General features: G+C 62.8%; 11 protein-coding genes and 1 pseudogene. 9 read left to right on the top strand and 3 right to left on the bottom strand.

Annotated features, from left to right (window positions below):
* Window position 1: 1 nt before the first annotated feature.
* The 6 genes from ACFVTE_RS21150 (at window position 2) to ACFVTE_RS21125 (ending at window position 7,536) form a co-directional block, all read left to right on the top strand.
* Window positions 2–1,519, top strand: a complete 1,518-nt coding sequence (locus ACFVTE_RS21150; protein WP_387103966.1) for an aldehyde dehydrogenase family protein — start codon at window positions 2–4, stop codon at window positions 1,517–1,519.
* A 24-nt stretch (window positions 1,520–1,543) separates the two neighbouring features.
* On the top strand, window positions 1,544–2,758 hold the full coding sequence (locus ACFVTE_RS21145) for a glycoside hydrolase family 88 protein (protein ID WP_387103965.1): 1,215 nt from the start codon (window positions 1,544–1,546) through the stop codon (window positions 2,756–2,758).
* A 5-nt stretch (window positions 2,759–2,763) separates the two neighbouring features.
* On the top strand, window positions 2,764–4,392 hold the full coding sequence (locus ACFVTE_RS21140; RefSeq protein WP_387103963.1) for a GMC oxidoreductase: 1,629 nt from the start codon (window positions 2,764–2,766) through the stop codon (window positions 4,390–4,392).
* A gap of 3 nt (window positions 4,393–4,395) precedes the next feature.
* Window positions 4,396–5,826, top strand: a complete 1,431-nt coding sequence (locus ACFVTE_RS21135; protein ID WP_387103960.1) for an MFS transporter — start codon at window positions 4,396–4,398, stop codon at window positions 5,824–5,826.
* 92 nt (window positions 5,827–5,918) lie between these two features.
* Complete coding sequence (locus ACFVTE_RS21130; RefSeq protein WP_387103957.1) at window positions 5,919–6,941, top strand: LacI family DNA-binding transcriptional regulator; 1,023 nt, start codon at window positions 5,919–5,921, stop codon at window positions 6,939–6,941.
* A 52-nt stretch (window positions 6,942–6,993) separates the two neighbouring features.
* A complete protein-coding gene (locus ACFVTE_RS21125; RefSeq protein WP_387103955.1) occupies window positions 6,994–7,536 on the top strand; it encodes a heme-degrading domain-containing protein in 543 nt (180 codons plus the stop codon).
* A 34-nt stretch (window positions 7,537–7,570) separates the two neighbouring features.
* Here ACFVTE_RS21125 and ACFVTE_RS21120 read toward each other — a convergent pair whose 3' ends face one another.
* Together ACFVTE_RS21120 and ACFVTE_RS21115 are read right to left on the bottom strand one after the other, a co-directional pair.
* Complete coding sequence (locus ACFVTE_RS21120; RefSeq protein WP_387103953.1) at window positions 7,571–9,451, bottom strand: AAA family ATPase; 1,881 nt, start codon at window positions 9,449–9,451, stop codon at window positions 7,571–7,573.
* An 11-nt stretch (window positions 9,452–9,462) separates the two neighbouring features.
* Entirely contained in the window at window positions 9,463–10,530 is a 1,068-nt protein-coding gene (locus tag ACFVTE_RS21115) for an ROK family protein (protein WP_387103950.1), read from the bottom strand.
* Window positions 10,531–10,683: 153 nt separating this feature from the next.
* Here ACFVTE_RS21115 and ACFVTE_RS21110 point away from each other — a divergent pair, with 153 nt between their 5' ends.
* Both ACFVTE_RS21110 and ACFVTE_RS21105 read left to right on the top strand, forming a co-directional pair.
* Window positions 10,684–11,988, top strand: coding sequence for a DUF1479 domain-containing protein (locus tag ACFVTE_RS21110; protein ID WP_387103947.1), 1,305 nt, complete (start codon window positions 10,684–10,686; stop codon window positions 11,986–11,988).
* Window positions 11,989–12,417: 429 nt separating this feature from the next.
* Complete coding sequence (locus ACFVTE_RS21105; protein WP_387103946.1) at window positions 12,418–12,660, top strand: hypothetical protein; 243 nt, start codon at window positions 12,418–12,420, stop codon at window positions 12,658–12,660.
* A 461-nt stretch (window positions 12,661–13,121) separates the two neighbouring features.
* On the opposite strand, the gene ACFVTE_RS21100 is transcribed toward ACFVTE_RS21105, so the two are convergent.
* Window positions 13,122–13,385 carry a helix-turn-helix transcriptional regulator gene (locus ACFVTE_RS21100; RefSeq protein WP_387103943.1) on the bottom strand — a complete coding sequence of 88 codons (264 nt, stop codon included), beginning with the start codon at window positions 13,383–13,385 and terminating at the stop codon, window positions 13,122–13,124.
* A gap of 794 nt (window positions 13,386–14,179) precedes the next feature.
* On the opposite strand from ACFVTE_RS21100, the pseudogene ACFVTE_RS21095 reads away from it, so the two are divergent.
* A pseudogene (locus tag ACFVTE_RS21095) lies at window positions 14,180–14,403 on the top strand (aldehyde dehydrogenase); the annotation flags it as partial.

Genomic DNA, 14,403 nt, shown 5'->3' with positions numbered 1-14,403 from the left:
AATGGAAACCAAGAACTACACCCTGGCGGACGTGGAACTCACCTACCGCCCCATGATCATCGACGGCGAAGACGCCAAGGCGAGCGACGGTGAGACGTTCACCCGCCTCAGCCCCGCCCACGAGGTGGAAGTCACTTCCTTCCCTAAAGGCACCCAGGAGGACGTCGACCGGGCCGTCAGCTCCGCACGCCGCGCCCTCGACGCCGGATGGCGCCAGTCCACCGGTTCCCAGCGCTCCAAGCTGCTGCTGAAGGTCGCCGAGCTGGTGCGCCGCGACGCCGAAGAGCTGGCCCTCGCCGAAACCCTTGAAACGGGCAAGCCCATCACCCAGTCCCGCAATGAGGTCGCCGGCACCGCCGAACTGTGGGAATACGCCGCCAGCCTGGCCCGCAACACCCAGGGCGACGCCCACAACGCCCTCGGCCCGGACACCCTGGCCCTGGTCGTCCACGAACCCATCGGCGTCATCGGCATGATCACGCCGTGGAACTTCCCCCTGCTCATCATCAGCCAGAAGCTGCCCTTCGCCCTTGCCGCCGGCAACACCGCCGTGATCAAGCCCAGCGAAAGCACCTCTGCGACCACCGTCATGCTCGGCCAGTTGATCCGCGAAGCCGGGTTCCCCGCCGGCGTGGTCAACATCGTCACCGGCAACCGGGTCGTCGGCGCGGCCATCGCCGAACACCCGGGCATCGACATGATCAGCTTCACCGGCTCTACCGGCGTCGGCAAGGGTATTGCCGCGGCCGCCGGACGGGACCTGAAAAAGGTCGAACTGGAATTGGGCGGAAAGAACCCGCAGATCATCACCGCCAACGCGGACTTCCACGCGGCGGTCGACGCCGGCGTCTTTGGCGGCTACTTCAACGTCGGGCAGTGCTGCAATTCCGGCAGCCGGCTGATCGTGCACCGGTCCATCGCCGACGAGTTCGCTGCCGCCGTCGTCGACCGGGCACAGCACATGCGCGTGGGCGACCCGCTCAAGTCCGAAACCCTGGTCGGATCCCTCGTCAACGACGCCCAGCTGGCAGTCGTTGAACGCTACGTCGCCGAAGGCCGCGAAGCGGGGGCGAAGCTGCTCACTGGCGGCGACCGTCTCGACACCGGTCTGGACGGCGGCAGGTTCTACCAGCCGACCGTCTTCACCGGGGTCACAGCCCAAATGTCCATCGCCACCGACGAGATCTTCGGACCGGTCCTGTCCGTCCTGCCCTACGACACCCTCGAGGAGGCCATCGGCATCGCCAACTCGACCTCCTTCGGCCTGTCCGCAGGGATCTGGAGCAACGACATCAACGAGGCCCTCACCGCCGCCCGCGACCTGCGCGCCGGAACCGTCTGGGTCAACCGCTGGATGGACGGCTACCCGGAGGTTCCCTTCGGCGGATACGGACAAAGCGGCATCGGACGCGAACTCGGGCGCCAGGCTCTGGCCGAATTCAGCGAACTGAAGACCATCCAACTCCAGGTCGGCACCCGCGAAACCCGCTGGGTGGACGCGCCTGACGCTGCCCGCTGAAACTGCGCTGCGCAGGACATCACCATGACCGCTTCAGCAGCTTCCGGGAGCCGGCAGGCCGGCACGGTCCTGCCTGCCATCCTGCCCCTGACCCTGCCGGCAGAGTATGAAGTGCCGGCGGAGTTTCACCGCTCCGCAGCCAAGGCCTGGGCCACTGCCGCCGCGAAGCTTGGCAAGCTCACAGCCACACACCCTGACCGCTTTCCCCTCTACACCGAGGACGGCAAATGGGTGGTCGACGGTGAGGCGTGGACCAACTGGTGCGAAGGCTTCCTCGGCGGCCAGCTGTGGATGCTCTCCCGCCGGGCGGCCCCCGGTGACCGGGCGGATTTCCGGGCCGCGGCCGAGCACTACTCCGAGCTCATCGAGGACCGGAAAACCGACGGTACGGTCCACGACCTCGGCTTCCTGTTCTGGTCAACCTACCGGCGCTGGTTTGAAGCGACCGGAGACACCGCGAAGCGCGATGTCCTCGTGGAGGCAGGCCGGACCACAGCCAGCCGCTACCGTGAAGCCGGGCGCTACATGCCCAGCTTCCGGCAGCCGGACAGCCTGTTCATCGACATCATGATGAACATCCACATGGCCCTCTACGCCGCCCAGCAGACCGGCGACCGGGACATGGCTGCCAAAGCCCTGGACCACTGCCTGACCACCCGGCGCCACCTGATCAGGGGTGACGGGTCCGCTTCCCACGAAGGCATGTTCGACCTCCAGACCGGGGCGTTCCTGAAGCAAACCACCCAGCAGGGGTATGCCGACGACGGTTCCTGGGCCCGTGGACAGGCCTGGGCACTCTACGGGTTCGGCACCGTCTACCGCTTTACCGGGGACCGCCGCTTCCTCGAAACAGCGGTCTCCGCCGCGGACTTCTACATTGAGAGGACAGGGGACCGTCTCGTCCCGCCGAACGACTGGGAAGAACCCGCACCTGCGCGTCCCTACGAGACGTCGGCCGCGGCGGCCGCGGCCGGCGGACTCTGGCAGCTGGCCGGCCTTGTCCACGACAGAACGAAAGCCGCCTTCTACGCCGACTACGCGGTCAGGATCCTCTGCCGCCTGGCTGAGGACGACTTCCTGGCCTCCCCCGGGGAGGACTGGGAGGGCGTGCTCAAACACGGCAGCTACCACGAAGGCAAAAACCTCGGCGTTGACGAATCGGTTATGTGGGGTGACTACTGGTTCCTCGACACCATCGACCAGATTCAGCAGTTCGACGAAACACACAGGAGCCAATGAGCGCCATGGCATACGCAACAATCAACGAGGCACCGCTGCCTCGCATCCCGGAAGAACCGGTAACCCCTGACGAAGTGGTCCGCACCGACGTCGCCATCATCGGCTCGGGCATGGGCGGAGGAACGATGGCCTACGCCCTCAAGGATTCCGGGGCAAAGATTCTCGTCGTTGAACGCGGCCACCACCTGCCGGCGGAACCGCAGAACGCCGACCTGGACGAGGTCTACATCAAAGGCCGCTACAAGAACGCCGACACCTGGTTCAACGGCCGCACCGGCGCCTCGTTCAAACCCGGTGTCTACTACTGGGTGGGCGGGAACACGAAGGTCTACGGCGCCTGCCTGCCCCGGTTCCGCGCCAGCGACTTCGAAGAAGTTCAGCACGAGGATGGAACCTCACCGGCCTGGCCCTTCAGCTACGCCGACCTGGAACCGTACTACACCCGGGCCGAGGAACTTTTCCAGGTGCACGGGCAAATCGGCGAGGACCCCACTGAACCGCCGCACTCGAAGGCCTACCCCTATCCCGCTCTGGATCATGAACCGGCCATCCAGGACCTCGCCGACTCATTCCGCCGGCAGGGACTGCACCCCTTCCGGATGGCCAACGGCATGGACGCGGACACACCCGAAAAACGGGCCCTGGTCGCGACCAGCGACGGCGCCCCCAACGAGGCAGGGCTGAAGGCCGACGCCGAGAAGGTCGCCGTCGACCCCGCTTTGGAGAGCGGAAACGTCACCTTGATGACCGACACCAAGGTCACCCGCCTCATTACCGGCCCGGACGGACGCACCGTCATCGCCGCCCTCGCCGAAAACAACGACCGGATCATCCGGATCGAGGCCGACAAGTTCATCCTCGCCGCCGGGGCCGTCAATTCAGCCGCGCTGCTGCTGCGTTCCGCGAACGCTGAAAACCCGCGCGGACTGGCCAACTCCACCGGGCTGGTCGGCCGGAACTACATGGTGCACAACAGCACCTTCTTCATCGGCATCAACCCCTTCAAGATCAACCGCACCCTCTGGCAAAAAACGCTGGGCCTGAACGACTGGTATGAGGCCGGCCCCACCAACAGGTACCCGCTCGGGAACCTGCAGATGCTCGGGAAACTGCGGGCCAGCATGCTCAAGATGGCCCGCAGCTGGGCGCCCAGCCCCCTCCTGAAACTCATGTCGGACCGCAGCATCGACATCTACCTCACCACCGAGGACCTGCCCCGGCGCGACAACGGGATCAGCATCATCGACGGCAAAATCCACGTCTGGTGGGAACCGAACAACCTCGGCCCCCACAAGGAGCTGGTCAGGCGCATCACTAAAGCAGTGCGGAAGGCCGGGTACCCGGTGATTTTCACCGAGCGGATGGGAATCGCGACCAACTCGCACCAGTGCGGCACCGCTGTGGCCGGCCATGATCCCCGCACCAGCGTCCTCACCGCGGAATGCCGCGCCCATGACCTGGACAACCTGTGGGTCGTGGACAGCTCCTTCTTCCCCTCGTCCGCAGCCCTCAACCCTGCCCTGACCATCGCGGCCAACGCCCTTCGCGTCGCGGACAAAATCCTTGCCGACGCCAAGGCCGCAGTCCGCACACAGGCAGCAGGCCAGAAACACTCAACCCAAAACGACAGGTAACCTGTGAACCCCCAACACGAACAAACACTGACACCGGCGGACGAAACGCGTTCCGTCTCCACCCGCGACCTGACCAGGGCCGCCTGGGCGAGCTCCCTCGGCAGTGCCTTGGAATACTACGACTTTGCCCTGTACAGCCTCGCCTCGGCCCTCGTCTTCAGTCCCCTGTTCTTCCCCGGCAGCAACCCCGCCACGGGACTGATCCTCAGCTTCGGCACCTACTTCCTGGGCTTCGCCGTCCGCCCCCTGGGCGGCATCATCTTCGGCCGGCTGGGAGACCGCCTTGGCCGCAAATTCGTGCTGCTCACCACCGTCCTCCTGATGGGCGGCGCCAGCACCCTGATCGGTGTGCTGCCCACCTACAACGGCTCAGAAGGTGACTGGTACGGCGCCGGCGCCGGAATCTTCGCACCCGTCCTCCTGATCGTCCTGCGCCTCATGCAGGGGCTCGGCGCCGGCGCCGAAATGGCGGGCGCCTCCATCCTGATGACCGAATACGCTCCGGTCCGCCGCCGAGGGTTCATCGCAGCCCTGCCGTTCCTCGGCGTCCAGATGGGCACCGTGGCCGCCGCCCTGGTGTACTTCCTGCTGCTGAACACGAACCAAGCCGTCAAAATCACTGAAACCTGGCTCTGGCGCGTCCCGTTCCTGGCGAGCGTGCTGATCCTGGGCGTCGCCATCTACATCCGCCTGCGCCTGAAGGAGTCCCCGACGTTCGCGCAGCTGGAGCCGCACGAACAGGTCACCGAAAAGCCGCTGCGCACCCTGCTGAAGCGCTCGGGCAAGACCGTCCTGGTGGGCATTGGGCTGCGGATGGCCGAAAACGGCGGCTCCTCCATCTACCAGGCCCTCGCCGTCGCGTACGTTTCCAGCGCCGCCATCGGCATCAAAGGCCCCATCGGCGCACTGTCCCTGGTGTTTGCGGCCGCGGTGGGTGCCGCCGTCGTGCCACTGGCCGGATGGCTCACCGACAGGTTCGGTCGCGTCCGGACCTACCGGGCCTTCGCCTTCTTCCAACTGGCTGCGGCATTCCCCGTCTGGTATGCGCTCAGCTTCGGCGACACCGTACTGACCATTGTCGTCGTGTCCATCGGACTGGGCGTCGGCACGTGGGGCATGTTCGGCTCCCAAAGCGCCCTCATGTGCGAGCTCTTCGGCTCCCGCCAGCGTTACCTGGGCGTCTCTGTGGCCCGGGAAGGCTCCGCCGTCATCGCCGGCGGCATCGCTCCGATGATCGGAGCATGGCTGATGTCACTGGCTGTCACCGCCGAAGGCGGGTCCGCCGTCCCGCACGCAGGAACCGGGGCGTGGCTTCCCATCGCCGGTTACCTGTCGCTGTTGACGGTGATCACCATCATCGCGACCTTCTTCACCCCGGAAACAGGCGGCCGCAGCCTTGAAGACCCCCGCGACGCCCTCCACGCCAAGTCCTAAGAGCGGCTGTCCGCTTCACGGCTGCATTGATTGGTAAAGTCGATAGGCGGAGGCTTTCCCTCCGCCTATCGACTCACCGGCAGGAACACAGCATGGCCCCGCGCATCACCCTCGAAGACGTGAGCAAGGCTGCCGGCGTCTCCCGCTCAACTGCGTCGCTGGTCATCAGGGGAAGCTCTCGCATCCCGGAAACCACCGCCGTGAAAGTACGCGAAGCCATGGACCAGCTCGGGTACGTGTACAACCGGCAGGCAGCCAACCTCCGCCAAAGCAGGACCATGACCATCGGGCTGATCGTTACCGAAATCATCAACCCCTACTTCGCCGAACTGGCGATGGCGGTGGACCAGATCACGCACGACGCCGGCTACACGATCTTCATCGGCTACAGCCGCGACCTCGAAGACCGGCAACAGGAAATAGTCGCGTCAATGATCGAACGTCAGGTAGACGGGCTCCTCATCCTTCCTGCCCTGGACACAGACCCCGGGAGCCTGACCAAACAGGCCAACGCCGCCAACGTTCCCATCGTCCTCCTCGCCAGGCATTTTCCCGGTTTCGACTACGCCGGCAGCGACAACGTCAAAGGCGCGGGCATGCTCGCGGACCACCTCGCGGCGCTGGGATGCAAGACCGTCGCCTTTGTGGGTGGCCGCACTGCCCCCTCTTTCCTGGAACGTGAAAAGGGCCTGCGCAGCGCACTGGATGCACATCACGCAGAGCTCTGGAGCCGGGAAGAACTCCGCAGCACCGTCAGTCCCGAAGGCGGTGCCACGGCACTCGGACGGCTCTTCGACCAGGGTAACCTTCCAGACGCCGTTGTTGCCTACAGCGACATTGTCGCCCAAGGCGTCTACGACGAGATGCGCCATCGGGGGCTCGAGCCTGGCCGTGACATCGCGGTCGCCTCTTTTGATGACACGCGTATCGCTGCAACCCAGAGCCCCCCAATGACCTCGGTGGCCGGGTTCCCTCAGCAGGTGGGTACCAAGGGCATTCAAATGCTTCTCGCCCGCTTGGGTGAGGAGAACGCGGACACACCACCCCAAGTCGAACTTATTGAACCGCAACTAAAGATCAGATCCTCCACAGCCACCTGGCGCACGCGCAACTGATTCCACCCTGGCGGGTGGAATCCCGGGCGCCCCTCCGCGAAAGATTCCACCCGTGAACGCATCACACACTGCTCCCCCGGCCACCTCTGTGCAGAAATTTGATCCGGACTTTCGTGGCGAGCAGCCCGAGCCAGTACTCCTGGCAACAATCCAGCGGCTGGAAAATGAAACGCGGGCCCTGCGGTTCAGCAGGTTTGGGCAGGAGGATGCCATCGCCCTTGGCCTTCTGCTGGTCAACCTCGGGATATCTCGGGCTCTGCCAATCGCCATCAACATACGCAGGGAACAGCACATTCTCTTTCACGCTTCCCTTCCCGGGGCGACCCCGGATAACGAGACCTGGATAGAGCGGAAAAGCAGAACCGCGCTCCGCTACTGTGAACCTTCCCTGCTGGTGGGCCTTCGCGGTAGGGTTGGCGGCGGACGGCTCGAAGACAACGGCTGGTTCGACGAGAAACTCTTCGCATCCCACGGGGGCGCCTTTCCAATTCACGTCAGAGGAACTGGAGTCGTGGCAGCTGTGACGGTCTCCGGTCTGCCGCAACAAGCGGACCACGATCTGGTCGCGGAAGCGTTGCGGTCCGTCGTCAACTAGTTTGAGCGCGAAGGAAACACTCCCCTTCGCGGCACTAGGCCAAGGTCAGCTCCCACCCCCGCGGCCCGTCCTGCAGCCCGGTGACCGTAACCCCTTTCAGTCCTGTCGGCAGCTGCGACAAAGCGCGCGCCAGTGGGTTGACGAAGGTTGCTTCGACCGCTGAACTCACCCCCCGGCCTCCAAAATCCAGATTTTCCAGAGCAGATTCGGTGATCGTCTGTGTCACAGCCGGGGCCAGCGAAAGGGTAAGCCCGAACCCTGCCCGGACCGTGCGCAAGACTCCGTCAATGTATTTGGTTGCCAGTTGCTGTGCCACTGGTTCCGAGATGAAATCAAAAACGACAATGTTGTTCCCGATGCGGTTCAGGATTTCGGGGCGCTGCAGTTCCTCCGTGAAGTGGTGCGTGATCGCCTCATGCACCCGGTCGCGTGTGATCTCGTATGGGTCGCCCCGGCGGGCGACCCGAGTGTTTGTTTCCGCCCCTGCCGGCCTGTAGGTGCCAAGATTGGAAGTGAAGATGATCACGGTTTCGCTGAAATACACCGTGTCCCCCGCGCCGTCCGTCAGGCGCCCATCCTCGAGGATCTGGAGGAACTTGTCCAGGATCCGCGGATGGGCTTTCTCGATTTCGTCGAACAGAAGGATGGAGAACGGCTTTTGCCGGACGGCGTTCGTCAACTCCCCTCCGGCGCCGAAACCCACATAACCCGGCGGTGCGCCGATCAGGCGGGCCTCAGAATGTTCAGCCGAGAACTCGCTCATATCAAAGCGGGTGTACGCGTCGTCCACACCGAACAGCAGTTCCGCCAGCGCCTTGGCCAGCTCGGTCTTCCCCACGCCTGTGGGTCCGGCGAAGAACAGGATGCCCTGGGGCCGATTGACGGTTCCGGTGCCGGCATGGGCACCGGTGAGCCCCGTAGCCGCGCGGACGAGCACATCCAGCGATCGCCTTACCGCTGCCGGCTGACCGAGGACGCGTGAACTGACCTGCGGTTCTCCCCCGGCGATTCTCCCTAACAGCTCGGCATCCCTCCATGGGCTGTCAGAAACACCGAAGCGGAGGCTGCGGATGGCTACATCAATATCCGTTGCCGGTACGTCCTCGGTGACCGCGAGCTGAAGAATATGGTCCAAATCCCGCAACGTCATTCCGTCGGACAGGCGGGCGAAGGTATTGACCGCTACGGCTGCCTGTTCCTTTGGCAGGTCTCCATAGCCCTGCAGGCCGGGCAAGAGTGCCGCTGCTGCCGCGCGCCGGGTGGCAAGTTCCGGTGGGGGGACACTGATTGTCCTGACAGCGTCCCCGTAAGTGAGCCACCGCGGAGCTGCAACGTCCTGTCCCGCAAACCAAAAGACCGTGCTGGCGATACTGGCAGACCGGCACCGGGGCGCGTTTTGGGCCGGCTCAGTATGAGCAAGTTTCTCGGCCAGGGTGAAAAGGACCCTGAGGTCGGGCCCGGCGTGCAGTTCGTCCCGCCACATCCTTGACGCGAATTTCATCAGTATCGCCACGCGGTGTTCATCGCCCAGCATGGCTTTGCGCATCAGGTCCGCCATCTTCCCCAGTGTCGCCGAGGTCGAGCGCTCCAAATGAGACGGGCCGAAAAACTTCTCGGCAGCACCTTCGGTCCGCTCGAACTCCAGGGAAATTCCATCGACCGGGTCGTAGGAGTAGATGAAGTCGAAGCCGTTGACATCGCAACAGGAGATGACCAGCTCCGCCGCGGTCATCAGGCTGTCCCGGCCGTTGCATGTGGCCACGTGGAAGTCCTCTATGTTCCCTGTCAGGACCATCTGTCGTGCCACCGGAAGGAGCACGTCAACCTCACGGATCCAAGCCGGGAAGGTATCCCCGCCCTGACCCAACCTGGCTGCTTGCTTCGCCTGACCAGACTCCGACGACACTTCTTCCATCCTCACTTTTATCAAAAACCGAAGGCACGCCGAGCAAGCCGTTGAGCCTCGTAACCGGCCCCGTCCAGAGGTGCAAAGCTTCCGACCGTCACCTCGACAGGAGAGACAACCAACTGCGCCACCTCTTCCTTGATGAGTCGGGGTACGGCCTCCTGTGCGGTGAGGGGACCCCCTAATACGACTGCACGGGGATTGAGGAGAGTCACGATGTTGGCCACGTGATGAGCGACTCGGTGCATGGCGTGCTTGAGTTCGGCCATCGGGAGTGTGGCCGGGAACCCGCTTACGGCTCCGGAGTCCAACCCATAGGATGAACGGCGACCGAAACCGTGGGAGGCGAGTCCCTGGGTAAGATCCTGACCATCTAGGTCACGAAGATAGCCGATTTCCCCCGCCAGGCCGCGGTGCCCGCGCTGCAGGGCCCCGCCCAGGAACAAACCGGCACCCAGCCCGTCCCCCATATAGACATAGACGAAGTTGTCTTCTCCGACCATGGCTCCCAGGTGCCGCTCGGCAAGAGTCGCCCAGTTCACGTCGTTGTCCACGACGATGCTGGGTGCACGAATGCCGAGCTCCTGCACAGCGTTGAAGCGCCCCGCGGCAAAGGCTGAGTTTTCCAACGAGACCGTGTCGCCGGTCTTGGGATCGACAGGGTTGGCTACCGAGACACAGAGGGCCTCCAGCGGGGACTTGGCCTCCGCGGAAGCGTCCGCCAGCAGGCCCTTGGCAATGGCGATGACATCCCCCGGACCGATGTCCCAGTCGACGTCACGTTCTCCGTCGAAAACGGGTGTTCCGTCGATGCCGAAGGCGCGTGCGGCGATTTTCCGCGGCGCCAGCGCCAGCGCAACGGAGTGGGCCCGCTGCCCGTTGATTTCAAAGAGCGTGGCAACACCACCTCTGCCCCCGCGCCTCGTTCCGGTCGACGAGATCACTTTGTGTTCCGTCAGCCTCTTGGCAGCTTCGGAGATCGCAGGCTTTGAAATGCCGGTAAGGTCAGCGATTTCGGCGCGGGACAGTGGCTCCGGCGCAGCGGCGAGCACAGCAAGAAACTGACTCTCTGTGATGGATGCAAGCATCCCGTGCCGGGGCAAATCTTGGACTGTCACCATTCGAAAATCTTTCCAGTTAGGGTTCTTTACTGAATCATACCTTTGGGGTTACAGTTGATCCATACTCTTTCAGTAAGGATTCATTACTGAATGTCGGAAACCACTTAAGGAAGAAAAGGCATGACTGAGACCGAGCAGACCAGCTGGGAAAATCCACCGGCGGACTACCCAGCAGCGATCAAGGCAGTCAAGAAGAAACTCCGCGCACAGATCGGCGACGTCGACGCGCTGTTCGCGAAGATCGAAACCTTCATCCGCGCCGAAGTGGACGACATCGTCCAGACAAAGGCGCGCGGGGAAAGCGTCTGGCCCATCGTCCAGTACTCCGACATCGAAAACTGCACAGTTCCCCAGGAAACCCTCGACCTAATCCACCGCCGCGGGTGCGCAGTCATCCGCGGCCAGGTGTCCGAGGAAACCGCCACCGGGTGGGATGAGTCCCTTGTTGACTACGTCGACAGCAATGACTTCGACAAGAAGTACCGGGGTCCAGCGGACAACTTCTTCGGGAACCTGAAGGCGTCAAAACCGGAGATCTACCCCATTTATTGGTCCTCGGCCCAGATGGAAGCGCGGCAGCACGAGCACACCGCCAAGGTTCAAAGCTTCATGAACGCACAGTGGAAGAGTGAATCGCAGGGCGTGACATGGTTCGACCCGGACCAGGATGCCATGTACCCGGACCGCATTCGCCGCCGCCCGCCGGGAGCCAACTCGAACGGCCTCGGCGCCCACACCGACTCAGGTTCCGTGGAACGCTGGCTCACGCCGGCGTACCAGCAGGTGTTTGCCAGCCTCTTCAGCGGCGATTTCGAATCCTACAATCCGTGGGATGCCGCACACCGCACCGAGGTGGACGAATATCCTTCGTCCACCATGTGCAGTGTCTTCCGCAGCTTCCAAGGTTGGCTGGCCATGTCTGAGATGGAACACGACCAGGGCGTGCTCCACGTAGTTCCCATTCCGGCGGCAATGGCTTACATGCTGATTCGCCCTCTGCTCTCGGATGTACCCGAAGATTCCCTCTGCGGCGCCGAACAGGGCAAGGCCCTGGGCGTCGACGAGAAGTGGCACCCCCTTCTCATGGACGCCGTCTCGGGCATTCCGGACGTCAGGCCCGGCGACTCCGTCTGGTGGCACTCGGATGTCATCCACAGCGTCGAACCGGTGACCAACCAGAAGGGCTGGGGGAATGTAATCTACATCCCAGCCGCGCCCATGTGCGAAAAGAACGCCAAGTACGCCGCCGATGTCGCTGAGCGCTTCCGCATGGGGGAAAGCCCCACCGACTTCCCCAAGGAAGACTACGAGGTCGAGTGGACGAACCGGTTCAAAGAAGAAGACCTCAATGAAATCGGCGCACGGGGCCTTGGAATTACCCGAAAGGTCCGCCAGTCCGAGCAGGCGGCAGCGGTCCGTCTGTAACAGCAGCCCAGACTGAGCGTTAAGGGAGCATCCAGCCAAACCAATGGCTGGATGCTCCCGCTTCACCAGCCCCTCGTACGGGCACAGCGAACGCAGAAACCTTGCGTCCTCCGCCCGCCAGCGCGGACACCAAAGAAGAAAGAATTTCAGGATGACGAACGACATGCTCATAGCGGACTTCGTTGTGGAAACTGTTCGCGAGCGGAACTTCGAACTGGACCGAGCAATGGCCACGGCAAAGTTCAGGGCCTCAATGGACCGAAAACTAGGCATTGTGGTCGCACGCCATGACTTCTGCCGTTTCTCGGTCGCGCTTACCGCCGACGTCCCCTACGGATTGATCCACGAACAGGACCAGGCACCTCGCACGCGAACGCATTCGCATCAGAGGCAACTCGCAGCCTGAGTATCTTTAGAAAAGAGATCTCGATGGAACTGGCATTAGTTATCGCTTTGATTGCCACAACCGGTCTCATCTTCAGGCGTGCTATCGCCCGACTACAGGCCAAAAGCTTCATGACCCGTCAAATAACGGTTATCCGCCGCGTCCTGCCGGATACACTAGCGACGGAAAGGCACATGATGATGGTGTTTGAGCGAATTGGACTCGCTGTCTGGTGCCTCATGGCAGTGGGCTCAGCCATCATTGCCGTCGATAGTACGCTCTCCTGATCCGCAGGTTCGTCAATTGAACCTTCCACTGGAACTGCACCCGTTCTGAGGATCTAGGTGCCCCCCGGCCCTCGTTTTGCCCGTGGCATCGATACCAAGCGGGTTGCGCTGGCCAACGCCGCCGATGTCGAGGCTGCCATCAACTCGGCACAAAAGGCGTCGGCATCATCAGCATCTTTGTTCAAATCGCGGCAGTAGGTATCCGCGTGACAGCTTTCCTCCAACCCTCAGGGCTGGGCCGTCACCTTGGCCCCACCACGCCCAGCCGCCGAGGCTCCTTCCTGCGACGGGGCCCTTGCGGACGAGCAGAACGACTAAGACCGAGAAGCCCGCAACGGGCGATTGACGGAGTCTTCATTATGGGCTCTGGATCGGATGCTCGTTGTTTGAGAGAAACGCGCATCTGATCGTGATATCCGCTGCGGCCAAACGCATGGATCAGCGGGCTCCGGCCGGGCCGGCTACATTTCACGGTCCACGTCAGGGAACTTTTGGACCGAGGCCCGACGTTCGTCCATAGATGACGGCCGTTCACCGCAGGGATCAAATATTTCCTCCACAGGGCGCCGGAAGTAGCGGGCTATGGTGATGGCCAGAGGAAGGGAGGGGAGGTAGCGGCCAACCTCTATGGATTGGATCGTTTGTCGCGAAACCTTAAGGGCGGCGGCGAGTTCCCCTTGCGACATTCCGGTTGCGATGCGGAGATCGCGGACTTTGTTCTGCACATCCACCCCCCGGGTAAGGGCTGTTTGTGTTCGACACGAATAGTGTGATTTGCAGAACCCAGTGCGTCAATGGTCGCGGTCGACATGGCTTGCGTTGTTGTCCGTGTTCGCACACGTTTCGGGTCGGAGCGGATACTGCAGACGCGTCGTCGCTGGTTACCCGCTCGATCCTTTCAGCCGGATGGACGACTTAGAGGATGTCTCCCTGGTGTGCGTCACAATCTCAGGCAGTCTCCTACTGGGACAGTAGCCGTACCATCGTTGGCCAGCTCCTGACGAGCTGGGAGAGTGGTCTGGTCCGGCGTGTTCATCGTTCTGTTCATCGGGTGCAGTTGGGTGCGTCTTCTTTCCCACTCGGGTGATCGGCGCACGACCGGCCCGGCTTTTAGGAATGTGCTAGAGACCGGTCGTGCCTGCTCGAGGGCATGGAATACCCATCTCGCGGACCTGCTCTGCACCGTCCGGCACACTGTCCACCCGGTCTAAATGTCCGCAAGGATGAGCTTGAAGTAGAACTCTGCGAAATTGTTTCGGCCCCACTCCCCTCGACATCTCTTACTAAGGGTGCTTAGCATTGAGGCCCTTAGGTACTTATTTCGCGCAGGTGCTGGCAAATCGGGTTTTCCGGGGCAGCCAGCCACCTCATATCCTTGGGCCTCCCGCCCCATTGGGTGTACCCAGAGGTCCTATACATATCCCACTCCCTCGTGACTGGCGCACGCGTTCCTGGGTGACGCTTGCCTTGCAGCGCGCAGGTGCGCGGCCGCGGGGTGGACATAGGAAGAGAGCGAACCGTGAAGGCAGTCGTTTATAAACTTGAGCAGCAGGGCAAAATCGCCTTCGACTACGGAAACTACTGGTTCAAGGGACAGACGATGGGCTCGGGCCAATGCCCGGTCAAAAAATACAACCGGGCCCTGCGGGACCTCATCGCCGGCGGAAAGGCCAGCCCCTCGTTCATCGTCAGCCACGAGCTGCCTCTGGATCAGGCCCCCGAGGGCTACAGGAACTTCGACAG

The sequence above is a fragment of the Arthrobacter sp. NPDC058097 genome (genome assembly GCF_042884885.1).
Taxonomy (GTDB): domain Bacteria; phylum Actinomycetota; class Actinomycetes; order Actinomycetales; family Micrococcaceae; genus Arthrobacter.
The sequence above is the reverse complement of the archived record's forward strand: the minus strand, read 5'-3'. Positions and strand labels throughout refer to the sequence as shown.

What these genes read in the sequence shown, in the direction of transcription:
- ACFVTE_RS21120 (WP_387103953.1), bottom strand. Translation starts at nt 9,451, where the DNA reads ATGGAAGAAGTGTCGTCGGAGTCTGGTCAGGCGAAGCAAGCAGCCAGG.
- ACFVTE_RS21105 (WP_387103946.1), top strand. Translation starts at nt 12,418, where the DNA reads ATGGAACTGGCATTAGTTATCGCTTTGATTGCCACAACCGGTCTCATC.
- ACFVTE_RS21140 (WP_387103963.1), top strand. Translation starts at nt 2,764, where the DNA reads ATGGCATACGCAACAATCAACGAGGCACCGCTGCCTCGCATCCCGGAA.
- ACFVTE_RS21130 (WP_387103957.1), top strand. Translation starts at nt 5,919, where the DNA reads ATGGCCCCGCGCATCACCCTCGAAGACGTGAGCAAGGCTGCCGGCGTC.
- ACFVTE_RS21145 (WP_387103965.1), top strand. Translation starts at nt 1,544, where the DNA reads ATGACCGCTTCAGCAGCTTCCGGGAGCCGGCAGGCCGGCACGGTCCTG.
- ACFVTE_RS21110 (WP_387103947.1), top strand. Translation starts at nt 10,684, where the DNA reads ATGACTGAGACCGAGCAGACCAGCTGGGAAAATCCACCGGCGGACTAC.
- ACFVTE_RS21150 (WP_387103966.1), top strand. Translation starts at nt 2, where the DNA reads ATGGAAACCAAGAACTACACCCTGGCGGACGTGGAACTCACCTACCGC.
- ACFVTE_RS21115 (WP_387103950.1), bottom strand. Translation starts at nt 10,530, where the DNA reads ATGCTTGCATCCATCACAGAGAGTCAGTTTCTTGCTGTGCTCGCCGCT.